Below are 23,072 nucleotides of genomic sequence, written 5' to 3' on the forward strand. Positions count from 1 at the left end.
TTTGTTAATCCAGTATATACGGCAAAGGAAAAAAAGGTGAATCTTTTTAAACGTGATCTAGAACAAATATAATCGCGTGGCCACTGTGAAGTGTGATGGAGGCATCATCATTAATCAATACGTTGCTGGTGCCCCGTGGATCATTAGAAATCAGGACTCCCTCTTCTAACCGATATTTCATTCCCCGATAAGTAACGGAACACATTCCGGTCCCAAACGGAAAAACAGAAACGGTGGAGCCCTTCATTTGGCGAAGCAGCATACGCCCACGGGTCATAATAAAGATATGCGTATGATCCATTACAATTTCGCCCTGACGCCCCTGAGAAGAAATATATTCCAAAGCACAGTAATTTGCATAGGTGTGATCTTCTCTGCCGCCAGCAGCCCCAAAAAGGACAAGTGACTGAAATCCTCTGCGGATTCCTTCTTTTACAGCACTCATCATATCGGTATCGTCTTTCTCTTTTTGCAGACGAATCACTTCTACATTTGCTGGAGGTTCACATTTTGCGGAATCAAAATCCCCAATGACAAGATTGGGCGAAAGTTTGGCTGCTTTAGCAGTATCCAAACCCCCATCTGCACAAATAATAAAGCTGTTTTTAGGATCATACTTTGAAAAAACCGACAGGTCTTCCATCGGTGCAGAACCGATAATCAAACATTGTTTCATTTTCGTTCCCAGTCCTTTATTTCCTTAATCTGTTCGTACATCTCACAATAACTCTGATGACGTGATTCTGAAATTTTTCCATCTTTCATTGCCTTTAAAACCGCACATCCTTTTTCACAAACGTGCGAGCATCCTTGAAATTGGCATTGATCGATATAGGGGATAAATTCCCTGAAACAGTATTGAAGCTCTTCTTTTTTTACCGGAACATATCGTTCCAGCTGAATGGAAGAAAAGCCGGGAGTATCCGCAACATATCCGCCGCCCGGAACAGATAGCAGCTCAACTTGTCTGGTAGTATGGCGGCCTCGTCCTAATTTTCGGCTAATTTCCCCTGTCTCGAGATTTTCTCCCGGCAAAAGCTGATTCAGCAACGAGCTTTTGCCAACTCCTGTATTCCCGGTTAATGCTGTCAACTTTCCTTTCAGGAAGGCCTTTATAGGCTCAAGCTCAATTTTTTTAGAAAAAGAGATCTCAAAATAAGGGATTCCGACATTAGAATAAACATCAGTCAAACTTTTGACACTTTGAAGGTCTGATTTCGTAAAAATTAAAATTGGCTGAATTTTTTGTGCCTCTGCGGCTGCAATTAATTTATCAATCACCAGCATATTAGGGTTGGGGTCACAAACAGAAACGACAATCATTAACTGATCCAAATTTGCAATTGGCGGACGAATCAATTTGTTTTTGCGTGGCAAAATTTCATGGATGGTATAACTCTGCTCTTCGCCTTCCAGCAAAATCACGTTATCCCCCGCTAGTGGACTGATGCCTTCTTTTCGAAAAAGGCCGCGTGCTTTACATTCCACGAGATCTCCGTTTTGAGTTCTCACATAATAAAATCCGCCGATTCCCTTTTCTATAATTCCTTTTATTTCTCTCATCATTTTTAAGCTTTAATGCGAAGAAGCAGGGGAATTACTGGGGGGATTATCGGAAGAATGACTGGAACTTGGAGGGGGATTGTTTGAAGAACTGCTGGGAGGTTCTTTACTGGTTGGCTGTGAAGTTTGAGGCTCTGTATAGGGATATTCTGCAAGCGTACTAAAGTTTCCACTATCAAAATCGAGACTGATCTTACGATAAATATTTCCGCCCAAAGAAACCGTCAAAATCTTCGTTCCGCTTTCTCCCGAAAAAGACTGAGTCCAAGTCGAATTATATGAAGGATTAACGGTTACCTGTCCCTGTAAAACTCCATCCAGATAATAGGATAAATTAAGATTACTGCTAACGCTGGGCAAAGAGACGGTTACTGAAATCTTTGTTTCTTTTTTCCCTGTGCTATAGACCAGATTCACTTTACTGCCTTTATCTACAGAAGTTCCTGCTGCAGGACTTGTTTCCAAAATCGTATTGGCTGTTTCTTTCCCGTCTTTGGCAGTAACGGTACCAACCTGGAGCCCCGCCGAAATCAGTGCCTGTTTTGCATCGGCTACCGTTTTCCCTGTTACATCCGGAACCTGTACAGTATCTGCCGCTACAATTACAGTCAAATGCACATCCGAACCCTTTTTGACAGTCATATCAGCATTTGGACTCTGACTTACGATCGTACCTGTTTCTTTTGTAGAATCTGTTTTGGTATCTTCCACAAAGTTAAACTGCCCATTATATGCTTTGATCACGTCGTCATATTTTTGACCAACAAAGTTCGGAAGTTTTACTTCCGAAGGCGTTCCGCAACTCTTAAAAACGCCGGCAACCATCAAGATTACTGCAAGAATAACAACTCCCAAAGCAATCCCGCCAATAATAAAAGGTGTCTTTTTCCGCTTCTTAGCTTTGGCATTATTTTGTTCCGGATGCTCTACATAATTATATCCATCGTCATAAGAAGTAACAGAAGCAGTATCCTTCAAAGAATTAGGCGTTGCGTAATCGTCATTTCTTTGAATATATTTATATTCAAAGACCGCGTCCGGATTTTGGCGCAGTTCTTTAAGATCCAACAGCATCTCTGTTGCAGTCTGATAACGCTGAGCAGGATCTTTCTGCATCGCGTGTAAGGTGATCTGCTGCAATCCAAGGGGAATATCCGGGTTAATCTCCATTGGGGGCTGTGGCTCTGCCTGAAGCTGCATAATCGCAACTGAAACTGCATTTTCCGCTTCAAAAGGCAACTGCCCGGTAATCATTTCATAAAGCATGACGCCGACGGAATAGATATCCGCCTTTTCGTCAGTAAGATCTCCTCTTGCTTGTTCCGGTGCAATATAGTGAACAGAACCAATGGCCTTGTCCGTCATTGTCCTTGTTTCACTGCGGGCAAAACGAGCAATTCCGAAATCAGTCACTTTAATCGTATCATCGGGTAAAACCATAATATTCTGCGGTTTAATATCCCGATGTACAATTCCTTTCTGATGGGCATGCTGCAGCGCACGCAAGATCTGCGTGGTAAAATACAGCACTTTATTCAGATCGATAACAGTTTGACGGTCCAAATATTCCCGAAGGGTAATTCCATCAATATATTCTTCGACGATATACTGAATTTGATCTCCAAAGCTCACATCATAGACTTTAATAATATTTGGATGAGAAAGCAACGCAATTGCCTTGCTTTCGTTTTTAAAGCGGCGGATAAATTCCGCATTGTCCAAAAACTCATCTTTCAGAATTTTGATTGCAACTGTGCGCTGATCCAAAGTATCATAAGCACGATACACCAGTGCCATTCCACCAGCGCCAACCAATTCCTGAATCTCATAGCGGCCGTCTAATCGTTTGCCGGCATATTTATCCATTCTAAAAAATCCTCCTTCCTTTGAACCTTAGTTTTCGATAATAGAAACGGTAATATTATCCCCGCCGCCATTTTTGTTTGCTTCTTCAATTAATTGATCCGCTAAATCCTGCCCCTGAAACTTCTTTGCAAAATTCATAAGGATTTCTGGCTCCACGCAATTTGAAAACCCGTCTGTGCAAAGTATTAAAAAATACCAATCTTGAGGCAGTGTTATTTCACAATAATCCGTTTGTATCTGATCTTCAACGCCGAGTGCCCGTGTGATGATATTCTTCTGCGGATGGTTTTTGGCCTGCTGTAAGGTCAAATCTCCGCTATCTACCATTTCCTGAACCATTGAGTGGTCCGTTGTGATCTGCTGAATCCCGTCTGAATCCAGTAGGTATGCACGGCTGTCCCCTGCATGAGCAATATGTGCCACTCCATCATAAACGATTGCAGTTACCAGCGTTGTTCCCATTCCTGAAAGCTGTGCATCTTCTGCTGCATGTTCATAAATTGCTGTATTGGCATTATACGCTGCAGAAGTCATTAAATCCCGCAATCCGTTATCTGTAAACTTCTGAGTTTCCTCAAAATAGTGAAGATATTGCTCAGAAATAGACTCAACAGCCATACTACTTGCAACATTTCCACCATTTGCGCCGCCCATGCCATCACAGACAACAGACCACGCCAGATTTCCGTCCGAAGTGAGTCCAAAGCGGCAATCATCCTGATTACTGCTCCTCACTTTTCCGATATCTGTTCTTCCGCACACTCTTATCATAATTCAACCTCACTTTGGTACCTGCGGCGCAACTGTCCACAGGAGGCATTGATATCAGCGCCCAAAGTCCGCCGGACTGTAGCTGTGATTCCTGCTTTGGCAAGGATCTTTACAAAAGCCTGCTGCCTGTCTATCATGCTTTTTCGATAGCTTGTCCCGGAAACGGTATTGACCGGAATCAAATTGACATGGCACAAAGTGCCCCGCAGCCGTTCTCCCAATTCCCGAGCACAATCATCACTGTCGTTTAGGCCGCTGATCATTGCATATTCATAGGAAATCCTGCGGCCGGTTGTTTCGCTGTAATAGCGACAGGCTTTGAGTAAATCTTCAATGTGCCAGCGCTGATTGATCGGCATTGTCTGAGAACGAATGGTATCATTTGGCGCATGAAGAGAAATAGAAAGTGTTAATTGATATTTCTTCTCTGCAAGATCATAAATCTTATCGACGATCCCACAAGTAGAGAGAGAAATATGCCTCATTCCAATATTAATCCCATCCGGGGTGGAAATCAACTCTAGAAAACGAAGAACATTTTCATAATTATCAAGCGGCTCCCCCATTCCCATCAAAACAACATTTGAAATGCGTTTTTGTCCGTCCCGTTCTGCGGTCTGTATTTGTGAAAGCATTTCGCTGGGGGTCAAATTTCTAGAAAAGCCGCTCTGACCGGTAGCACAAAATGTACATCCCATTCTGCAGCCAACCTGTGTTGAAATACAGATTGTTCTTCCATAATGATAATCCATCAATACGGATTCAATCAGTTCTCCGTCATGCAGACGAAATAAATATTTTTTTGTACTGTCAAGTTTGGAACAATAGCATTTCTGGATTACAGCATCTGCTATGTAGCAATTTTTCTGCAAGGTTTCTCTTAGGCATTTACTAAGATTCGTCATCTCTGAAAAAGAGGTAACCCCGTTTTGCAGCCATAAAAATATCTGTTTTGCACGAAATTTTGGCTCTTTAATCTCAGCCAAATACGTTTCGAGCTCCGATATTGTCATGGATTTTATATCAATCAGTTCCAATTCCTTTTACTCCCGCTGACGGATAAAGGCTGAAATAAAAAATCCGTCCGAATTATGCATTTGTGGAAAAATCGTCCATTCATTTTCCGGTTCATCAATTAAATGGGAAAAGCCTTGCGGTAAATTGAGCGATACCGGCGAAAATTCCGGGTGAGACTGTAAAAAGCGTTCAGCTACCGCATGATTTTCTTTTGGATTTAAAGTACAGGTAGAATAAATCATTTTCCCTTTATACTGAACAAAACCTGCATTATTACATAATATACGGTACTGCAAGCTGGGCAAACTGTCAAGAGTTTTGGCGTTTTTATAGCGAATCTCCGGCTTTCTGCGCAAAATTCCGAGTCCAGAACAAGGAGCATCACATAATACACGGTCTGCTGAAGCTAAAACCCCTTCAGGATTTTCCGCATCTCTTACAGAGGCCGATATACAGGAAAGGTGAAGCCGAGAGGCACCGGAATCAATCAAACGGACTCTCCCTTTATATAAATCATACGCTTCCAAATTTCCTTTATCTTCCATTTTTTCTGCCATCGTAAAGCTTTTTCCGCCGGGCGCCGCACAGATATCCAAAATTCGTTCTCCTGCTTTTGGACCAACCATTTCACAGCAAAGCTGACTAGAAAGATCTTGAATATGAAACAACCCTTTTTGAAAAGATGGACTAGCTTCGAGCGAACCGGTATTTTTCAGCAAAATTGTTCCTTCCAAAAAAGGAAAGATTTCTGCTTCGATTCCCTCTTTTTCGAGACTTTCACACAATTCTTTCGAGCTAATCAGCGTTGTATTAACCCGAGCAAAAATAGGGGGTCGAGTTCTTAACGTTTTTAAAAGATCTTCCGTTATTTTTTGTCCATAGGATTTTTCCCACATACGAATCAGCCATTGTGGGCAGGAATATCGAATGCTGAGCGAAAAAATGCGATCCCCTTTGGGCTGCGTATTGAGGATTGTTTCTTTTTTTCTCAAGAAATTTCGCAAAACACCATTAATAAAACCAGAAGCTCTTTCTTCCCCCGTCGTTTTTGCAAGAATAACTGCTTCATTTACTGCCGCAGATTCTGGAATTTTATCTAGAAACAAGATTTGATAAACCGCCATTTCCAAAATCAACAAAACCGGAATCTCCATTTTTGCAATTTCAATTTTAGAAATCTGTGAAATAATATAATCTAAAGTCAACTTTCGTTCCAACACCCCATAAAAAAGTGCAGAAGCCAATGCGTTTTCACGTGGCTCCATGGTTGCATTTTTTAAGGCTTTATTTAATACTAGATTAGAATATCCTTCATTCACTTCCACCTGTAAAAGTGCCTGAAGCGCTGTACTTCTTGCTGTCATCTGTCATTCCCTCGTCTACTTCCCGAAATCGCCAAAAGGCGTAAAAGCTGCATCAATGCAGTAAAACTGGCCGCTAAATAAGTTAGTGCTGCAGCCCACAGCACTTTTTGCGCGCCGATCAGTTCAGGGCCATCTAAAATTCCGCCTTCATCCAACACTTTTAGTGCCCGACGGCTGGCATTTAATTCTACCGGCAACGTTACAAACTGAAACAAGACAACTAACCCAAAAAGCAGGATCCCAATATCAACGATAAAGCTATATTGAACCGGTAAAATCAATCCAATAATGATCAAGGGAATTGACGCCCTGGAACCGACCTGCGTAACCGGAACAAGCGCTGACCTAATTTTATTGGGCAAATATCCCTGCGCGTTCTGAATACTGTGCCCTGCTTCATGCGCTGCAACGCCGACTGCCGCAATAGAAGTATTGCCATAAACGCTTTGCGATAAACTAATGGTGTTATTTCGAGGATCAAAATTATCCGTCAAATTTCCGCCAATCTGGCGAACCACAATATTAGCTCCTCCAAGCCGAGCAACTTCTTCTGCCGCCTGAGCCCCTGTCAGTCCTTTAGAAGTTGGAATCTGCGAGTATTTACGAAAAGTGGAATTTAATTTGACCTGTGCATACAAAGTCAGCAGAATTGCTGGCAGAAGGTAAAGCATGGTCTGATAATTATAATAATAAAATCCCATAAGTGCCTCCTAAAAAGGTAAAACAGTACCGGTAGGAATTGAATGTCCCCGCAAAAAGTCAGAAGCATCCATTCGCTTTTTCCCGGCCGCCTGTACTTCTAACAGCTGAATTGCGGTTCCGTTTCCGCAACAGACTACAAAATCTTTCAATATCTGACCTGGCTTCCCATTTTGCTTTTCGACCATTTTGCTTTTCCAAATTTTCAAAGGAATTCCTTCGAAAACAGTAGAGGCTGTCGGCCATGGATTCAATCCACATATTTGGTGATGAATCTCGAGTGCATCTTTATTCCAATCAATCGGACTCATAGTCTTGTCCAGCATAGAAGCATAAGCAGTTGTCATCTCTCCCTGCGGTTGAGGAATCATATTAGGCAACTCTTCAATCGTTTGGAGCAAAAGGTCTGCTCCCAGTTCTGCCAATCGATTTTCCAGTTCTCCAGAAGTTTCATTTTCGCCAATAGATGTTTCGGCTTTGAGGAGCATATCACCTGTATCAATCCCCTCTGACATAAACATTGTGGTAACGCCGGTAACCTTATCTCCATTTAGGACAGACCATTGAATTGGTGCCGCCCCGCGATATTTCGGCAGCAAAGATGCATGAACATTGATACAGCCCTGCGGCGGAATCTCCAAGATCTTCTTCGGAAGAATTTTTCCATAAGCCACTACAACTGCAATATCCGGATGAAAACTGTGAAACAGTTCGGCGGCTTCTTCAGTTTTCAGGGTTGGCGGCTGTAAAACCGGAATTCCCGCCTCCTGCGCCAAAACTTTAACCGGAGGCGGTGTCAATTTCTGTTTTCTTCCGACCGGCTTATCCGGCTGCGTATAAACAGCACAAATCTCATGTTTTGAATTCAGCAGCTTTTGTAGGCAAGTCTTTGCAAAATCAGGCGTTCCCATGAATAAAATCCGCATTGTACCACATCCATTATCCTTAGTTTATGTTCATCAGAACAAAATTATCTTATTTTTGCTAATTCTTCTGAAGTCAGCATGCGAATCGCGTGACTTTTAAAGAGAATTCCATCGAGATGATCAATCTCGTGGCAACAAGCAGTGGCCAAAAAATCCGACGCTTCCAAATCAAAAGGTTTTCCAGTACGATCCTGCGCATGAACTTTTACATGCTGGGGACGTTTTGTCAACGCATACTGTCCCGGAAAAGAAAGACAGCCTTCTATTGTTTCCTGTTCCCCTTCTTGAAGCGTGAAAACCGGATTAATCATTTCAATTTTTCCGTCCCCGACATCAATCACTACAATACGGCGGCGTATACCCACCTGACATGCTGCCAAGCCGACACCATCCGCTTTGATCATCGTCTCATACATATCATCTAATAAGATATGAAGACGTTCATTAAATTGCTCAACTGTGCGACAATGTGCCGTTAAAGTGGGTTCTCCCTCTTTTAAAATGTTTCTGATTGCCATGATAAAGACCTCCTAAAATCTATTATAACACATAACATGGATTGATCTGTGCAAAAGCTGTGATCCCGCGAAACTCATGATTTTTCCCAAATAAGATTAAAAGTCTTGAAATCATTTCGCGAAAACGTTTACTATTACGACATTTTATCATTAGTTTATCCCGGTATTTATCACTTACCCGTGGGATAGAAGCTGGTGAAGGGCTCAAAACGCGCAGTGGAAGTTCCGAATATTCACTGAGGGCGATTGACTGTAATTTTTCTAAAAAAGAGGCACTGCATTTTTTAACTGCCTGCTCATTTTTTCCAACAAATCCAATCACACAAATATCTGCAAAAGGTGGATAAAGCATAGCCTTCCGGATTGCAATTTCCGATTGATAGAAAGCAGGGTAATCTTGTCTTTTGGCAAGATCTAATACAGGATTTTCTGGAGTATAAGTTTGTATAAACGCTTTTCCACGCAAATTTCCCCGGCCTGCTCTCCCGACTACCTGTGTCAACAAATCAAATGAATGTTCATAGCTGCGAAAGTCATCACAATAAAGTGCCTGATCGGCAGAAAGGACGCCCACGACAGTCACATTTTCAAAATCAAGTCCTTTTGCTACCATTTGAGTGCCTACAATCAAATCATATTCGTGTCTTCGAAATTGATTCAACTTTATTTCATAAGCGTTTTTGCTCATTGTTGCATCGGTATCTAAACGCAAAATTTTCGCTTTAGGCAATAAGTTTTGCAGTTGTTCCTCTGCTTTTTGTGTCCCAGACCCTCCAAAATGAACTTTTTCTTCATGGCAAGATGGACACTCTTTTGTAAATGGGATGGAATATCCGCAATAGTGACACATTAAGCGGCCATTAGCACGATGATAGGTTAATGAAATGCTGCAGTGCGGGCAAGTAATAACATGCCCGCAGGCTCTGCAAGAAGCAAATGTATTATAGCCCCGGCGATTCAAAAGCAAAATTGCTTGCTGCCCTTTCAAAAAAGCTTGTTTTAGTGCCTCTAAAAGGGAGCTGCTAAGGATTGTGGTATTTCCGGCTTCAAATTCCCGATTCATATCGCAGATTTCCACCTGCGGAAGAATTGCACTTCCAAAGCGCTTCGAAAGCACATCAAATCCGATTCGTTTCTTCTGCGCAGCATAATAGGTTTCAACCCTAGGCGTAGCAGAAGCAAGTAATAATAGTGCATGATGGTAAGCACAGCGAAAACGAGCAATATCGCGCGCGTGATAGCGCGGAGACTGCTCTGATTGATAAGTATCTTCCTGCTCTTCATCTAAAATGATCAACCCGATTTTTGAAAGCGGCGCAAATACGGCAGAACGAGTTCCAATCACAATAGAAGCTTTTCCATCCCGTACTCTTTTCCATTCATCCATGCGTTCCCCCATAGAGAGTCCGCTGTGAAATACCGCAACCTGAGAACCATATCGGCGATGAAAAATTTCAATCATTTGTGAGGTTAAAGAAATTTCAGGAACCATCAAAATAATGCCTTTTCCATCCTGCTGTACACGATCGATCAGTTTTAGAAAAATACTAGTCTTTCCACTTCCTGTAATTCCATATAAAAGTGAACTTTCCGTTTTGGAAGAATCATATAAGGATTTTAAATGCTGATATGCTGTTTCCTGCTCCGCCGATAAAATAAGCTCGCGGTCTTCCATTTCTTGATCGGCAGATTCATAAGGATTTCGATAAACAGGATTTTCAAAGGACTCACAAATTCCCTTTTTTACAAGATTATCAGGGACCGCAGATGTAACGCCGGTATAATAACAGATTTCTTTTACAGATGCTGCTCCTGCATCCCGTAACACTTGGACAACTTCTTTTTGACGAGCGGTCAAACGAAAAGGAAATTCCTCATTTTCCGGATCTTTTAATCGAATCATTCGCTGCGTTGCATCGCTGATTTTTTGCACGGAATCCGTTTTATATTCTAAAACTCCCTTTGAAAAAAGTCCTTTCAGAATAGATTCTGCATTTTTTGTTTCTTTCAGCACTGCAAAAAGTTCTTTCTCCTCAACCGGCTTTCCAATCTGCTGCAAAAGCCGAATGACATCCTGCTCCTGCTGCGAATAGGAAGAAAGTGATTCTTCGCAAAATTCTTTGGTAAGAGAGAAAAAGCGTTTGATATGATATTGAAATCCAATCGGAAATAGAAGTCTTGCCGCTTCATATAAAGTGCAAAAATATTGTCCTTTTATCCAAGAAATTAGGAGCAGCCCTTCATTTGAAAGAAGCGGTGCCGAATCCAGCACCGCTTCCAATGATTTTATCTTTATGGAAGGTTTCTCTTTGCTTTCTTCAGTCGCAAGAATCATTCCCTGCCGCTTTGCGCTTGCAGTCCCAAACGGAACCAATACGCGGCATCCCGGTTTTGCTGTTGGCAAAAGAAAATCCGGAATCAAATAATCAAAAGGCTGATCAAAATGATAGACTGTTTTTTCAACAGCAACCTTTGCAAGATACATTTGTTGCTCCTGTTTCAAAAAATCATTTTTGTTCTGGATCGTTTTCTGACTCGACTTTTGTATCTGCTTCTTCTTTGGCAGAAACATTGTTTTCTTTGCCTGGAACGATTTCATATTTATGTTCTTGCAACTCGCGTACAGCCACTTCTACTGGCTTCTCAACTGAAATCTCCTCTGGGTTATTTTCAGCCTCTGCAATAATTTCTCTGGCACGTTTTGCAACTCCCACGCAGAGGGAATAACGACTTTGTCCTTTTTTGGTCAATTTATCAGCAATTGGTTTAATCATAGTTTTCCAGCATCCTTTCAATTAAATCCTGATTTCGGCTTGATCTCATTTTTTCAGCATGGATAATCTGGGCAAGCTCTTCTACTGCTTGTTCAATATCATCATTGATCAAGAGATAGTCATAATGAACAGCCTGTGAAATTTCTTGTTTTGCAGCTGCAAGACGTTTCTGCAAAACTTCTTCTGTTTCTGTTCCGCGTCCGCGAAGTCTGGATTCCAAGACTTTTAGGGAAGGCGGCAGATTAAAGATTCCGACACTTTGGGGAACTTTTTTCTGAATCTGAGCTCCCCCCTGTACCTCAATTTCCAAAAATACGTCTTTGCCCTCATTGAGCCAATTCTCGATGGGCTTTTTAGGAGTTCCATAGCAATGATCACAATATTTTGCACTTTCCAAAAGCTCATCATTTTCTTGCATTAATTGAAATCTTTCCTGGCTGACAAAATAATAGGAAACTCCATCTTCTTCTCCGGGACGCGGATCTCTGGTCGTGGCAGAAATAGACAACTGAGCATTTTGATATTTTTCAAAATAACGTTTTAGGACTGTCCCTTTTCCGCTACCAGAAGGGCCGGAAAAAATAATTAGCAAACCTCTATGATTCACTATGGCTCAACTCCTCTTCTTCAGCTGGTTCTTCTTGGCGGTCTTCCCCGCGCTTTGCAACCTTTTGGGGAACAAGCGCACAGAGAATCACATGCTCGCTATCTGTGATAATAACCGCTTTTGTACGTCTGCCATATGTCGCATCAATTAAAGTGTGCCTCTCTTTGGCATCGGCAATAATTCGCTTGATCGGTGCAGATTCCGGACTGACAACCGCTACAATGCGATCTTCCGCAACAAGATTTCCGTATCCAATATTAATTAATTTCATCTTGCTTCTTTTTCACCTTTTCTATTCGATGTTTTGAATCTGTTCCCGAATTTTTTCAATTTCCGCTTTAATATCCACTACAAGATAAGCAATTTGTGTATCGCACGCTTTGGAACCGATCGTATTTGCTTCCCGGTTCATTTCCTGCACCAGAAAATCCAGCTTTCGGCCAATAGGTCCTTCTGAATCTAAAAGCTTTTTAAACTGATCAAAATGGCTGCGCAGCCGGACTGTTTCTTCCGCCACGGCCACTTTATCTGCAAAAATAGCAGCTTCCGTCAAAAGGCGTTCCTCATTAACAGTCGTATCCCCTAATATTTCATGCAGTCTGGCAATCAACTTTTCATTGTATTCCGCCACTGTTTGGGGAGAACGCTCTTCGACTTTCTGAACCATTTGTAAAATGCACTCTGCGCGAGAAAGAACATCTTTTTTAAGATTAACGCCTTCTGCTTCCCGCATAGCAAGCAAAGCCCCAAGGGCACCTTCTGCAACTCCTTTAACATCATTCCAGAGTGCTTCTTCATCTTCCGGCTCATGTTCAACTGTTAAAATATCCGGATAACGCGATACTGCCATCACAGAAATATCGTCCCGCAGATCATAGCGGTCACGCAGCTCTCTTAGAGACTTTAGATAGCTTTCCGCAAGCGGATAATTAACATGTACTTGCGCTGCGGTATCCTGCAGCGTCTCAATAGAAATAAATATCTCTACCTTTCCTCGAAAAAGTTTTTGCTGAAGATATGTTTTTAGTTTACTTTCCAAAAAATCATATCCACGGCTGATACGAGAGGAAAACTCAAAATAGCGGTGATTAACCGATTTGATCTCTACTGAAATTTCTCTTCCGTTTTTTACGGCTTCCATTCTACCGAAGCCTGTCATACTTTTTAGCAAAATGACCATCCCTATGCTGTTTTTTAAGAGAAATGATTTTCATATTATTTTACCAGAAATCAGGCAGTATTGTCAACTAAATAAAAAATCCAGCCCCAATAGCTGGAACTGGATTTAAAAAGTTCATCTTAGACCGGGTGAATCTGCTGTGCAGGATTCGCATGTGCAGCATCAATACCATATTTCTTTTCTGCACGTCTCTGGAAAAATTCTTTTGCAACCTGTGGGAACTGCGCATAGGAAAGAACGTCTTCTTCCTGCTCCATCCACTGTGCACACTCTTGTCTGAGTGTTTCGAGTTCCGGTTTTAAAAGATCTGCCGGGCGGCAGGTAATTCTTTCCCGATTGCCAATAATGGATTTTGCGAAAGCGTCGTCAATCGGCACCGGTGTAGCACCGTATTTTCCTGCAATCAAATCTTTAAATTCTCTTGTGCACATTTTATAACGCTGTCCAATAACCACATTAAAAACAGCTTGTGCTCCCACGATCTGAGAAGTCGGCGTAACGAGCGGCGGGTATCCGGCATCTTTTCTAACATGCGGAACTTCCTGCAGCACTTCGTCCATGCGGTCCTCTTTGCCTGCCTGCTTCAGCTGAGAGAGCAGGTTGGAAAGCATACCGCCCGGTACCTGATAAACAAGCGCTTTGGTGTTCGTAGCGAGCATGGACTGATCAAGAAGGCCGCTTTCAAAGTATTTCTTGCGCAGACCCATAAAGTACTCACGAATCTCATTGAGCAATTTTAGGTCAAGGCCGGTGTTATAAGGAGTTCCCTGCAGAGCTGCAACCATGGACTCTGTCGGTGCAAGTGAAGTCCCCAATGCTAACGGAGACATTGCAGTATCGATCAAATCGGCTCCTGCTTCAATTCCTTTAAGCAAGCACATGGAAGCCAAGCCTGAAGTATAATGCGTATGAATCTGAATCGGAAGATTAACCGCTTTTTTCAAGGCAGTCACTAGTTCCGAAGTTGCATAAGGAGTCAGCAAGGCTGCCATATCTTTAATACAGATAGAATCTGCACCGGCATCCGCAATTCTCTTTGCATATTCAACATAATAATCCGTTGTGAACACAGGGCCGGTGGTATAAGAAATTGCTACCTGAGCATGTGCGCCCTCTTTTTTTGCCGCCTTAATAGCAACCTTCAAGTTCTTAATATCATTGAGTGCATCAAAAATACGAATGATATCAATACCGTTTGCAACAGAGCGCTGAACAAAATACTCCAAAACATCATCGGCGTAATGACGATAGCCGAGCATATTCTGACCGCGGAAAAGCATCTGAAGCTTTGTATTCGGGCACATCTTACGAATCGTGCGCAAGCGATCCCATGGATCTTCGTCCAAGAAACGAAGGCAGGAATCAAATGTAGCACCGCCCCAACACTCTAGGGAATGGAACCCGACCTGATCCAGTTTTCCCAGGATCGGTGTCATATCCTCGATAGGCATACGGGTTGCAATTAAAGACTGCTGTGCATCGCGCAGGACTGTTTCTGTAATACCAATTTTTTTTGTCATTATGGTTACCCCCTCAGCAAATAATTACAAGGGGAGCACCTGCGTCAACAGTATCCCCTTTATTTACACACAAGCTCTTAATTGTCGCATCATGAGGTGCAACAATTTCATTTTCCATTTTCATAGCTTCAAGAATTAAAAGAATCTGACCTGCTTTGACAGAATCCCCAGGTTTAACATTGATACTCATCACATTTCCCGGCAGTGGACTTTCAACAGTTTCTGCATTTCCAGAAGGCTGAGCAGCAGGCACCGAAGCTTTTACCGGAGCTGCAGCAACGGGTGCAGGAGCGGCTACCGGGCGAGGTACTGGCATCGGCTTATACTGAGGCGCCGGTGCAGCGGCTGGAGCTGCCGCAAACGTTCCATTAACCTCTTCGACCTGAACGTCATAAGCAATTCCATTTACCGTGATTTTCAGATTTTTCTTCATGCAAATAAGTCCTCCTAAACTTTCAAAAGATTTCAATACCATGCATATATCTTATGACTTGTTGCGATTTCATTTAGAGCTGGATATTATTGTGTTTTTTCGGAAATGTATGTACACGTTTTCCAGAAAGCATCGTCAAGTCCTTTTGAATTTGGCTGCGAGTCTCTTCCGGCTCAATTACGTTTTCAATTAAGCCCTGCGCTGCCGCCTGCAGTGGAGAAGCTTCTGTTGTTCGGTATTCCTCAATCATTTTTTTGCGGTCCGAAATAGAATCTTTCGAATCTTTCAGCTTGTCATTCCAAAGAAAAACAGCGGCTGTCTCGGGAGCAAGTGCAGAAATAACAGCTTGCGGCCATGCAACAACACTGTCTGCATTTGCTCCTTTTCCAGCAACTGCAATATATACAGGACCATAAGCATCCCCAACCGCAATGGTAACTTTAGCTGCAGTCGCTTCCGCATAGGCACTGCTCAACATAGAAGCTGCGCGTAGAGATAAAAAGCCTTTCGCATTTACGAAAGAAACGACTGGAACACTAAATGCATCGCAAAAGCGAATAAACCGTGCAGCTTTTACACAATCATCTTCGCTTAGTTCTCCGTCATAAGAAACCAGTCCGACAGTTGTCCCAATTCCAACTCCGGAAAAAGCCGAAAAAACATCTTTTCCAAAATCCGGAGAAAGTTCGATAATGGAATCTTTACTGGCAGTTGCTTTTGCAGCTTCTTTTGCCGTATTTCCTGCAGCCGGTACAGAAGCTGCTTCAGATTCTTCCATAAAAGCAGCCGGTTCCAAATTATTGGACGGCAGTTTTACAATCAATTGACGAACAGCCTTTATGGCTTCCTCTTCGGAGTCTTTGATAAGAGCTGCGGTTCCATTTTCAGCAGCTTCTTGAGCAAATCCGCCCTCTCCGTTTGGTGCAATGGTAAGCTGTCCTTTTTTACTCATCACGATAAAATCCGCGCCCGCTGCAATCATTGCTGAAGTTCCAATGCAGGGCCCCAAAATCAGCGAAATCTGTGGAACAACACCGGAAAGATTATTCGCATCACGCAAAATCTCCCCATAAGCGGAAAGCAAGTCCCCTTTTTCTACCAGTTTACCTCCAATAGAATCAAAAACTCCTACAATCGGAGCTCCTGTTTTTACTGCCAGCGCATAAATTTTGCGAACTTTTTCTGCCTGTGCCTTACTCATGGCTCCACCATTTACATCGCTATCTTGGGCAAAAGCATAAAGAGGGCAACCCTCAACCATTCCAAAGCCGGCACAAGCTTCGGTATAAGTTTCTCCCGATTTGGAAAAACGACCAATTTCATGAAAAGTACCTTTGTCAAACAAGGATTCCAGAAGTTGATGGCCTCTGGTTTTACCTGCAGCATCACAAGCTTGCTTTAAATCGGCATTGCCGGCAACACTCATTCTGACTCCTCCCGTCATGTGCCTTCAAAATTGATCAGACACAATTTTGATTTGTAAGCATCATTGCTATAACAAAATGATTATAGACGATTCTTTTTCGCTTGGCAAGCATTTCAAATAAAACAAATTTTTAACGATTCGAGTTGTATTTAAAATCTCTCTTATGAGAAGAAGAAAATTCTCCCTCACTTTTCGAAGGTGCCCCATGCTTTGCTTCGTTTTGAAGCCCATTCAATTCTTCTGCAGTAAGATAACGCCATTCTCCGGGTTTCAGCATTCCCAAACGAACAGGACCCATTGCAATTCTTTTCAGGCGCGCTACTTCAAGCCCTATTGCTTCGCACATCTTGCGAATTTGGCGGTTCCTTCCTTCGTGCAGAACAATTTCCAAAACAACTCGTCCCGGTTCTGTTTTCAGCACCCGCACTTGAGCCGGAGCTGTTTTATACCCATCAATCTCCATTCCAAGCTCAAATTGAAGAAGCTGTTCTTCGGTAATAGTCGGGTGCACCGTTACTCGATAAACCTTAGGTACATGCTTAGAAGGATGCGTCATCGCATTTGCAAAATCCCCGTCATTCGTCATCAGGAGTAAGCCTTCACTCTCTCTATCAAGACGTCCCACGGGATAAACACGCGTCGGCACATCCTGCACTAACTGTGCAACACATTTTCTTCCCATTTCGTCCTGCATAGTAGTAATGAATCCTCTCGGTTTATGCAGCATTAAATAAACTTCATTTACACGGGTATTGAGGAGTCTTCCTTCTACAGAAATCTGGTCATGTTTTGGATCTGCCCTATCCCCTATCGCAGCAGTTTTTCCATTTACTTGAACTTTTCCTGCTTCTATCATAGATTCCGCCTTTCGGCGTGAAGCAACCCCACTGTCTGCAAGGATTTTTTGTAATCTGATTTTTTCTGCCATTTTGATTTCTCCTCATTTTTCATTCTTTCCGACTTTACGAAAAGCAAGACATCCAAAATTGTTTTATTCGGTCAAAGATTGATTGGTTACTCTTTTCTGCAGGCACATCCGAATCGGCAAGGATCGGAGTCTGTGAAATGATCTGTCCATTTAAGCGATAGACAATTCTTCCAACGCACTGTCCCTTTTCTATCGGAGCATACAAAAATTGCGGCAATTCAACTGTGCGTTCCGGATAACTATCTTTGGGGAGAACAACGGTATCCCCCAGTTGACCCTGCACTTCTATCGCTGCTTCCCCTGTTGCAGAAGGAATCTCGGTCGTAAAGGACCGGTCGTCAAAAGTGATAGCCTGAAGCTTCTGAAATCCTTCATCCAATAATTTCTGGTGATCGTTCCAATCGTCCGGTGCATTCAAAGTAACTGCAACCACACGCACCCCATCACGTTCCGCCGCAGACACCAAACAGCGTCCCGCCTTTTTGGTGAATCCGGTTTTTACTCCAATACATCCCTGGTAAAAACTTAAAAGCCGATTATGGTTTGCATACATCCGTTTAATTTGCGGATTTATAAACTCTACCTGAATTGACTTCTGTGAAACGATCTTCTGAAAAGTAGAATTTTTCATTGCTGCACAGGTAAGTTTTGCCATATCGGCCGCAGTGGAATAATGCGCATCATCATCCAGCCCGGAGGGCGTAACGAAATGCGTATGATCCATATCAAGTTCTCTGGCCCTTTGATTCATTCGTTCTGAAAATTTTTCTGCGCTTCCGTCAATCGCAATCGCAGCTGAATTTGCAGCATCATTTCCAGAAACGCTCAGCATCCCTGCCGCAAGGCTGCTCAGACGCAGCTGCTCTCCTGGCTGAAGCCCCATGGAAGAGCCTTCTACTGCCGTCATTTGCTTTGTAATGGTAACCACTTTATCATCTTCGGCGGCCTGTTCCAAAGTGATCAAGGCTGTCATGATTTTTGTAGTGCTTGCCATTGCGCATTCCTGATTTTCATTCTTTGCCCATAAGACTTCTCCGTTATCTGCATTCACTAAAATTGCACTTTCTGCTGAAACAGAAACCTCTTGGGCATTAGCGGGAATTAAAAAAGCAGCTAAAATAATCAGAACAATTCCAATTCTCAAAAATCCTTTTTGATACAAAACAACCACCTGCCACTGAATCATATGCAGGCGGCTGCTTAAAAATGTTGTTTAAAAATTAGACTTGAGGATCTTCAATTGGATTTTCTTCTGATGCTTTTTCTTTTTTAGCTTCCTTTTTTTCTTTGCTTTCTTTTACAAGGCTGCTGATCTTGTCGACGACGTCCGGTACCATTCCGACAATTCTGTCAGCAGAAGAATTATAGGGATCGATCTGCAGCATTTTAACATTTCCATTGCTGATCGTAATAAAGGCAATAGGAGAAATTGTTACGCCCGCACCGGCACCGCCTCCAAAAAAGCTCTTATCCGTTTGCACTTTGGAAGCAAAATCTGAGCCGCCGGAAGCAAAGCCGTAACTAATCTTTGAAACAGGAATGATAATCGTCCCGTCCGGAGAGGTAATCGGATCTCCAATGATGGTATTGATATCCACCATTTGTTTGATTTTCTCCAGCGTTGTCCCCATAAGTCCTTCAATTGGATGTTCACTCATTTGATACACCGCTTTCTTCTAAAATAAATAGTTTTATATTTTTTCCATTTTTCGAAATTTTATAAAATGAAACAGAGTTTGGACTGCTGCAATCAAAAGCCAAATTGTCAACACATGAAATTTCAATTCGAAGTTAACAGAGGACTTCTTTTTGTCAAAATCAGGCGCTACCGACGCTGTAAACCGATAAAGTTTCGCAGCTTGTGTCAGCATTGCCACAGCAGGATAAATCACCGCACAGGCTTGTCCATAAAGGATTGCGGTCTCTGCTGCGTCCTCTGTTGAAACGCTCACTTCGCAGATCAATTTTTTGATATGAAAATGCGTAAGCAGCTTTTTAATCGGCGGTGTAACCTGCTCCATAAACTTCTTAATAAGATCAAGCATTCCGCCAAGTCCGCGTTCTTTAAAAAGATTCTTCCATTTGGATTGATCTTTTTGAGAATCTGTATCCTCTTTTTTCTCCTTTGGCTTTTCTGCCTTTTTTCCTTTCTGACTGGCCTTTTCTTTGGATTTTTCAGGTGAAAAAGTATAGGTCAAAAATAAGAATCTGATTTTTGCACAAAAACCTTCTTGATAAATCATCGTGACACAAAGAGGAGAGAAAAGCAAGATCAGCAGAATCCCTAATATGACCCAAAGGACTATCATATCGTTTCTCCACTTTTCATTTCTAATTCATCTAACTGAGATTCCTCCATCGGTTCTGTGACACCATCTTCCGCTTCCTTCTGCACAGAAGGAAGTTCTTCCAAAGAGGAAATTCCAAAGCAACGTAAAAAAGTAGAAGTTGTCCCATAAAGAAGAGGTCTTCCGGGGAGTTCCAGCCTGCCGCGTTCTTCGATTAATCCTTTCTGCATCAAACTTCCGAGGACTCCAGAACAATCCACTCCGCGGATTTGCTCTACAAAAGCCTTTGTTACCGGCTGATTATAGGAAATAATCGCAAGAACCTCCATTGCTGCCTGAGAAAGCGGTGTATTGCGCCGAATTTCCAAGAGTGACCGAATCTGAGAAGCAAACTCCGGTCTGCTGCACATCTGAAAAGAATCCTCTAATTGGAGGATTTGGATTCCTCCCTGACGAGTATTAAAATCCGTCATTGTGCTTTCTGCAGCTTTTTGAGCTTGCGCTTGTGTGAGATTTAAGACTTCAGCAATGCGGGAAACAGAAAGAGGATCGCCGCTTGCGAAAAGAAGTGCTTCTATTGCGGAATTCAGAATCTTGTTTTTCCATGGCACTCTTTTTCTCTCCTTTACGATCGTTACCTTCGCAGAATCATAATCCCCATCTATACGAATTCGCTTTCCCTTGACAAGTTCCAATACCGCCAAAAAAGCCGCAACCAATTCTGAACGATCATTTTTGTGGACAAAAAGTTCCCGATAAGGCATTTGAGGCTTTTTCCAGAGACTGCGCAGCACAAAAACAATCTGTGAAGCAACAGAAACGATCCTATGAGAAACAATTCCGGAAAAGCTCTCTTGAGAAGGTTTCTGAGGAATTTGTTTTTTCCCGAGTGTATTTACATATGCATTGTAAAGTTCTTCTGGAAGATGATGTCGACGATAGGTATAATCCGGCTCGATTTCTTGGGACACCCGCACAAAGTGATCCATTTGAAACTTTTCTTTTAAAAGAGCGGCAATACGCTTACATTCTTCATATTCCAACAGCTGCCCACTCAATTCCGCTTTCATCTGGTCTGCTTCTTCATGCTTTGGCAAGAGGTAAACCGTTTTAATATAGACAAGGCGCGTTGCCATCTCTAAGAATTCACTGGCCACATCCATATTTTCAGCTTTTGCTGCATTAATTTGAGTCATATACTGATCCAAAACCTCAGCAATTGGAATATCACAAATATTCAGTTTGTTCTTGCGAATCAGATAGAGCAATAAATCCAACGGTCCTTCAAAAGCCTCTAGCTGATAGGTTAGCTTTTCCATCTTTCCCTCGTTTTATTAATCATTATACAAATCCAAACAGCCGAAATGGAAGATCTGCAATACCATTGATTCCATTATAAAATAAATTATTCAAAAAAGTGAGTGGAAGGTCCAAAAAGCCCATAAAAAGGACCATAATCAAAACAAGGGAAATCACATTTTGATATTTGTAATAATTATATAAAGCCTGAGAAGAAAGAAATCCTCCCACAATTTTAGAGCCATCCAGCGGTGGAATCGGAAGCAAATTAAAAACGGCCAAAGAAACATTAATACCGATATAATAGCTGAAAAACTGCCACACCGGCGTTGCCAAATTCATGTGAAAAGGCAGAACTAAAATCCGCAGAACTAAAGCACCAACAAGAGCCGCAATTAAATTAGAGAGAGGACCCGCTAAAGCAGTTAATACCATATCACGTTTTGGATTTTTAAAATTCCGAGGATCTACCGGAACAGGCTTTGCCCACCCATATCCGAAAAGCAAAAGGCAAAGCGTCCCCATTGGGTCCATACTTGCAATTGGATCCAATGTTAGACGTCCTTGATATTTTGCCGTATTGTCACCCAATTTTAAGGCGACCCATCCATGTGCACATTCATGAAGCGGAAGAACTAAAAAGATGATGAGCAACATGGCAAAAATGCCGGAAATCAGCGTGCTCATATTCACTCCATTGCCGCTCATGATACTTTGAATCATGTTGAAAAGCATATTGGGCTACACTCCTTCATTGTTTTGTTATTATAATACATCAGGAACTAAAAAACAAGGACTTACAAAGTGACGCAAAAGGAATCGAAAAAAACACTTGCATTTTAAGTTGGGGTCTTGTATAATAATGTTGTTGTGTAAAAATTCATTTATCCATATATAAAAGGAGGTGCAGACTCATGGCAAAGTGTGAAATCTGCGGCAAGGATTTAGTGTTTGGTATTAGGGTTTCCCATTCCCACAGGCGTTCCAACCGGACTTGGAAACCAAACGTCAAACGTGTGAAAGCAGTGGTAAATGGTTCCCCTAAACGTATTTATGCCTGCACCCGTTGCTTGCGTTCCGGTAAGGTCACCCGCGCTGTTTGATGCGTCATTTTTAATTTAAAATTGATTTGTTAAAAAGGGACTTCTTAAAAAGAAGTCCCTTTTTCTTTTCATTTATATATTATTAGGAGCTATGCTTTTTTATAGACAGCTTCTTCTCAGTGCCATTTAAAATCCTACTGATATTTCCGTGATGGCGAATCACGATCACGGTTGCCATGCAGAGAGTCGCCGCCACCGTAACAATGACAAAACGGAAAGGCATATTCCCTGTCTTAAATTCAAAGAAATAATTAATTAAAAATGTCCCAACAGGATACATGATCGCAGCTAATATTGATGACAGAGAAACGATCTTAGAAATCATAAAGGTTACTAAAAAGACTACGATTACGACCAAAAATACACGCCAATCAATCAAAGCAATAATTGCTGCAGTTGTCAAAATGCCCTTTCCCCCACGGAAACCAAAATAAATTGGAAACATATGTCCAAAAACGCAGGAAAATCCCGCGATATAGGTACCATACTGGACCATTTCGGGAAGCAAAGCATCAGGTGGCAGCATCATTGAAAAAATCAGCTTTCCAATTAAGACCGAAGCCACTCCTTTTAAAAAGTCAAAAATAAATGTACACATAGCTGCTTTAGGGCCTACAGAGCGCAAAACATTTGTTGCTCCTGCATTTCCACTGCCCATTGTTCGAATATCTTTTTTTTCAAAAAATTTTGTAAAAATAATTGAGAAGCTAAGACTTCCAAGCAAATAAGAAATAACTGCTACAATTAGACTTGGAGCAATCAAATCTGAACCATTCATTTCTTTTTCTCT

At 42.1% G+C, this 23,072-nt stretch carries 25 protein-coding genes; 1 reads left to right on the plus strand and 24 read right to left on the minus strand.

Features of this window, described 5'->3' with window-relative positions; translation table 11 throughout:
- Window positions 1-46 precede the first annotated feature (46 nt).
- From ACVS9P_RS05965 to ACVS9P_RS06075, 23 genes are all read right to left on the minus strand, one after another.
- Entirely contained in the window at window positions 47-676 is a 630-nt protein-coding gene (locus ACVS9P_RS05965; RefSeq protein ID WP_452102684.1) for a thiamine diphosphokinase, read from the minus strand.
- Entirely contained in the window at window positions 673-1,566 is an 894-nt protein-coding gene (gene rsgA, locus ACVS9P_RS05970; protein WP_452102685.1) for a ribosome small subunit-dependent GTPase A, read from the minus strand. Before rsgA ends, ACVS9P_RS05965 begins: the two co-directional genes overlap by 4 nt.
- Window positions 1,567-1,575: 9 nt before the next feature.
- A complete protein-coding gene (gene pknB / locus ACVS9P_RS05975) occupies window positions 1,576-3,429 on the minus strand; it encodes a Stk1 family PASTA domain-containing Ser/Thr kinase (RefSeq protein WP_452102686.1) in 1,854 nt (617 codons plus the stop codon).
- Window positions 3,430-3,456: 27 nt separating this feature from the next.
- On the minus strand, window positions 3,457-4,200 hold the full coding sequence (locus tag ACVS9P_RS05980) for a Stp1/IreP family PP2C-type Ser/Thr phosphatase (protein WP_452102687.1): 744 nt from the start codon (window positions 4,198-4,200) through the stop codon (window positions 3,457-3,459).
- Window positions 4,197-5,231 carry a 23S rRNA (adenine(2503)-C(2))-methyltransferase RlmN gene (gene rlmN, locus ACVS9P_RS05985; protein ID WP_452104676.1) on the minus strand — a complete coding sequence of 345 codons (1,035 nt, stop codon included), beginning with the start codon at window positions 5,229-5,231 and terminating at the stop codon, window positions 4,197-4,199. The genes ACVS9P_RS05980 and rlmN overlap by 4 nt, the downstream gene beginning before the upstream one ends.
- 12 nt (window positions 5,232-5,243) lie before the next feature.
- Window positions 5,244-6,581, minus strand: a complete 1,338-nt coding sequence (gene rsmB / locus ACVS9P_RS05990) for a 16S rRNA (cytosine(967)-C(5))-methyltransferase RsmB (RefSeq protein WP_452102688.1) — start codon at window positions 6,579-6,581, stop codon at window positions 5,244-5,246.
- Entirely contained in the window at window positions 6,578-7,282 is a 705-nt protein-coding gene (locus ACVS9P_RS05995; RefSeq protein WP_452102689.1) for a zinc metallopeptidase, read from the minus strand. The genes rsmB and ACVS9P_RS05995 overlap by 4 nt, the downstream gene beginning before the upstream one ends.
- Before the next feature lie 9 nt (window positions 7,283-7,291).
- Window positions 7,292-8,206 carry a methionyl-tRNA formyltransferase gene (gene fmt, locus ACVS9P_RS06000; protein ID WP_452102690.1) on the minus strand — a complete coding sequence of 305 codons (915 nt, stop codon included), beginning with the start codon at window positions 8,204-8,206 and terminating at the stop codon, window positions 7,292-7,294.
- Between the two features lie 44 nt (window positions 8,207-8,250).
- Window positions 8,251-8,724 carry a peptide deformylase gene (gene def / locus ACVS9P_RS06005; RefSeq protein WP_452102691.1) on the minus strand — a complete coding sequence of 158 codons (474 nt, stop codon included), beginning with the start codon at window positions 8,722-8,724 and terminating at the stop codon, window positions 8,251-8,253.
- A 22-nt stretch (window positions 8,725-8,746) separates the two neighbouring features.
- Window positions 8,747-11,209 carry a replication restart helicase PriA gene (priA, locus tag ACVS9P_RS06010; RefSeq protein WP_452102692.1) on the minus strand — a complete coding sequence of 821 codons (2,463 nt, stop codon included), beginning with the start codon at window positions 11,207-11,209 and terminating at the stop codon, window positions 8,747-8,749.
- Between the two features lie 22 nt (window positions 11,210-11,231).
- Window positions 11,232-11,498, minus strand: coding sequence for a DNA-directed RNA polymerase subunit omega (gene rpoZ, locus ACVS9P_RS06015; RefSeq protein WP_452102693.1), 267 nt, complete (start codon window positions 11,496-11,498; stop codon window positions 11,232-11,234).
- Window positions 11,491-12,105, minus strand: coding sequence for a guanylate kinase (gene gmk / locus ACVS9P_RS06020; RefSeq protein WP_452102694.1), 615 nt, complete (start codon window positions 12,103-12,105; stop codon window positions 11,491-11,493). Before gmk ends, rpoZ begins: the two co-directional genes overlap by 8 nt.
- On the minus strand, window positions 12,095-12,376 hold the full coding sequence (locus ACVS9P_RS06025; RefSeq protein ID WP_452102695.1) for a DUF370 domain-containing protein: 282 nt from the start codon (window positions 12,374-12,376) through the stop codon (window positions 12,095-12,097). The genes gmk and ACVS9P_RS06025 overlap by 11 nt, the downstream gene beginning before the upstream one ends.
- A 21-nt stretch (window positions 12,377-12,397) precedes the next feature.
- Entirely contained in the window at window positions 12,398-13,276 is an 879-nt protein-coding gene (locus ACVS9P_RS06030) for a YicC/YloC family endoribonuclease (protein WP_452102696.1), read from the minus strand.
- 128 nt (window positions 13,277-13,404) lie between these two features.
- Entirely contained in the window at window positions 13,405-14,805 is a 1,401-nt protein-coding gene (locus ACVS9P_RS06035) for an oxaloacetate decarboxylase subunit alpha (RefSeq protein ID WP_452102697.1), read from the minus strand.
- A 13-nt stretch (window positions 14,806-14,818) separates the two neighbouring features.
- Entirely contained in the window at window positions 14,819-15,238 is a 420-nt protein-coding gene (locus tag ACVS9P_RS06040; protein WP_452102698.1) for a biotin/lipoyl-containing protein, read from the minus strand.
- Window positions 15,239-15,311: 73 nt separating this feature from the next.
- Window positions 15,312-16,664: a carboxyl transferase domain-containing protein gene (locus ACVS9P_RS06045; RefSeq protein ID WP_452102699.1), complete on the minus strand. Its 1,353-nt coding sequence runs from the start codon at window positions 16,662-16,664 to the stop codon at window positions 15,312-15,314.
- A gap of 130 nt (window positions 16,665-16,794) precedes the next feature.
- Window positions 16,795-17,592: a pseudouridine synthase gene (locus ACVS9P_RS06050; RefSeq protein ID WP_452102700.1), complete on the minus strand. Its 798-nt coding sequence runs from the start codon at window positions 17,590-17,592 to the stop codon at window positions 16,795-16,797.
- A 34-nt stretch (window positions 17,593-17,626) separates the two neighbouring features.
- Window positions 17,627-18,778 carry a D-alanyl-D-alanine carboxypeptidase family protein gene (locus tag ACVS9P_RS06055; protein WP_452102701.1) on the minus strand — a complete coding sequence of 384 codons (1,152 nt, stop codon included), beginning with the start codon at window positions 18,776-18,778 and terminating at the stop codon, window positions 17,627-17,629.
- A gap of 34 nt (window positions 18,779-18,812) precedes the next feature.
- Window positions 18,813-19,250: a GerW family sporulation protein gene (gene ytfJ, locus ACVS9P_RS06060; RefSeq protein WP_452102702.1), complete on the minus strand. Its 438-nt coding sequence runs from the start codon at window positions 19,248-19,250 to the stop codon at window positions 18,813-18,815.
- 33 nt (window positions 19,251-19,283) lie between these two features.
- Window positions 19,284-19,901 (minus strand): DUF2953 domain-containing protein, encoded by a 618-nt coding sequence (locus ACVS9P_RS06065; protein WP_452102703.1) that lies wholly within the window; start codon window positions 19,899-19,901, stop codon window positions 19,284-19,286.
- Window positions 19,898-21,199, minus strand: coding sequence for an SMC-Scp complex subunit ScpB (gene scpB, locus ACVS9P_RS06070; RefSeq protein WP_452102704.1), 1,302 nt, complete (start codon window positions 21,197-21,199; stop codon window positions 19,898-19,900). Before scpB ends, ACVS9P_RS06065 begins: the two co-directional genes overlap by 4 nt.
- A 22-nt stretch (window positions 21,200-21,221) precedes the next feature.
- Window positions 21,222-21,914 carry a site-2 protease family protein gene (locus ACVS9P_RS06075; protein WP_452102705.1) on the minus strand — a complete coding sequence of 231 codons (693 nt, stop codon included), beginning with the start codon at window positions 21,912-21,914 and terminating at the stop codon, window positions 21,222-21,224.
- Window positions 21,915-22,093: 179 nt separating this feature from the next.
- Between ACVS9P_RS06075 and rpmB the strand changes: the two genes are divergently transcribed.
- Window positions 22,094-22,282, plus strand: a complete 189-nt coding sequence (rpmB, locus tag ACVS9P_RS06080) for a 50S ribosomal protein L28 (protein ID WP_180340742.1) — start codon at window positions 22,094-22,096, stop codon at window positions 22,280-22,282.
- A gap of 82 nt (window positions 22,283-22,364) precedes the next feature.
- Here rpmB and plsY read toward each other — a convergent pair whose 3' ends face one another.
- Window positions 22,365-23,060 (minus strand): glycerol-3-phosphate 1-O-acyltransferase PlsY, encoded by a 696-nt coding sequence (gene plsY, locus ACVS9P_RS06085; protein WP_452102706.1) that lies wholly within the window; start codon window positions 23,058-23,060, stop codon window positions 22,365-22,367.
- Window positions 23,061-23,072: the final 12 nt, after the last annotated feature.

It is taken from the genome of Caproicibacterium sp. NSD3, assembly GCF_053613275.1.

What these genes read in the sequence shown, in the direction of transcription:
- rsmB (WP_452102688.1), bottom strand. Translation starts at nt 6,581, where the DNA reads ATGACAGCAAGAAGTACAGCGCTTCAGGCACTTTTACAGGTGGAAGTG.
- ACVS9P_RS06050 (WP_452102700.1), bottom strand. Translation starts at nt 17,592, where the DNA reads ATGGCAGAAAAAATCAGATTACAAAAAATCCTTGCAGACAGTGGGGTT.
- rpmB (WP_180340742.1), top strand. Translation starts at nt 22,094, where the DNA reads ATGGCAAAGTGTGAAATCTGCGGCAAGGATTTAGTGTTTGGTATTAGG.
- ACVS9P_RS06045 (WP_452102699.1), bottom strand. Translation starts at nt 16,664, where the DNA reads ATGAGTGTTGCCGGCAATGCCGATTTAAAGCAAGCTTGTGATGCTGCA.
- pknB (WP_452102686.1), bottom strand. Translation starts at nt 3,429, where the DNA reads ATGGATAAATATGCCGGCAAACGATTAGACGGCCGCTATGAGATTCAG.
- priA (WP_452102692.1), bottom strand. Translation starts at nt 11,209, where the DNA reads ATGTATCTTGCAAAGGTTGCTGTTGAAAAAACAGTCTATCATTTTGAT.
- ACVS9P_RS06075 (WP_452102705.1), bottom strand. Translation starts at nt 21,914, where the DNA reads ATGCTTTTCAACATGATTCAAAGTATCATGAGCGGCAATGGAGTGAAT.
- ACVS9P_RS06035 (WP_452102697.1), bottom strand. Translation starts at nt 14,805, where the DNA reads ATGACAAAAAAAATTGGTATTACAGAAACAGTCCTGCGCGATGCACAG.
- ACVS9P_RS05980 (WP_452102687.1), bottom strand. Translation starts at nt 4,200, where the DNA reads ATGATAAGAGTGTGCGGAAGAACAGATATCGGAAAAGTGAGGAGCAGT.
- ACVS9P_RS06025 (WP_452102695.1), bottom strand. Translation starts at nt 12,376, where the DNA reads ATGAAATTAATTAATATTGGATACGGAAATCTTGTTGCGGAAGATCGC.
- ACVS9P_RS06055 (WP_452102701.1), bottom strand. Translation starts at nt 18,778, where the DNA reads ATGATTCAGTGGCAGGTGGTTGTTTTGTATCAAAAAGGATTTTTGAGA.
- plsY (WP_452102706.1), bottom strand. Translation starts at nt 23,060, where the DNA reads ATGAATGGTTCAGATTTGATTGCTCCAAGTCTAATTGTAGCAGTTATT.
- scpB (WP_452102704.1), bottom strand. Translation starts at nt 21,199, where the DNA reads ATGGAAAAGCTAACCTATCAGCTAGAGGCTTTTGAAGGACCGTTGGAT.
- rsgA (WP_452102685.1), bottom strand. Translation starts at nt 1,566, where the DNA reads ATGATGAGAGAAATAAAAGGAATTATAGAAAAGGGAATCGGCGGATTT.
- ACVS9P_RS06040 (WP_452102698.1), bottom strand. Translation starts at nt 15,238, where the DNA reads ATGAAGAAAAATCTGAAAATCACGGTAAATGGAATTGCTTATGACGTT.
- fmt (WP_452102690.1), bottom strand. Translation starts at nt 8,206, where the DNA reads ATGCGGATTTTATTCATGGGAACGCCTGATTTTGCAAAGACTTGCCTA.
- ACVS9P_RS06065 (WP_452102703.1), bottom strand. Translation starts at nt 19,901, where the DNA reads ATGATAGTCCTTTGGGTCATATTAGGGATTCTGCTGATCTTGCTTTTC.
- rpoZ (WP_452102693.1), bottom strand. Translation starts at nt 11,498, where the DNA reads ATGATTAAACCAATTGCTGATAAATTGACCAAAAAAGGACAAAGTCGT.
- ACVS9P_RS05995 (WP_452102689.1), bottom strand. Translation starts at nt 7,282, where the DNA reads ATGGGATTTTATTATTATAATTATCAGACCATGCTTTACCTTCTGCCA.
- ACVS9P_RS05965 (WP_452102684.1), bottom strand. Translation starts at nt 676, where the DNA reads ATGAAACAATGTTTGATTATCGGTTCTGCACCGATGGAAGACCTGTCG.
- def (WP_452102691.1), bottom strand. Translation starts at nt 8,724, where the DNA reads ATGGCAATCAGAAACATTTTAAAAGAGGGAGAACCCACTTTAACGGCA.
- ytfJ (WP_452102702.1), bottom strand. Translation starts at nt 19,250, where the DNA reads ATGAGTGAACATCCAATTGAAGGACTTATGGGGACAACGCTGGAGAAA.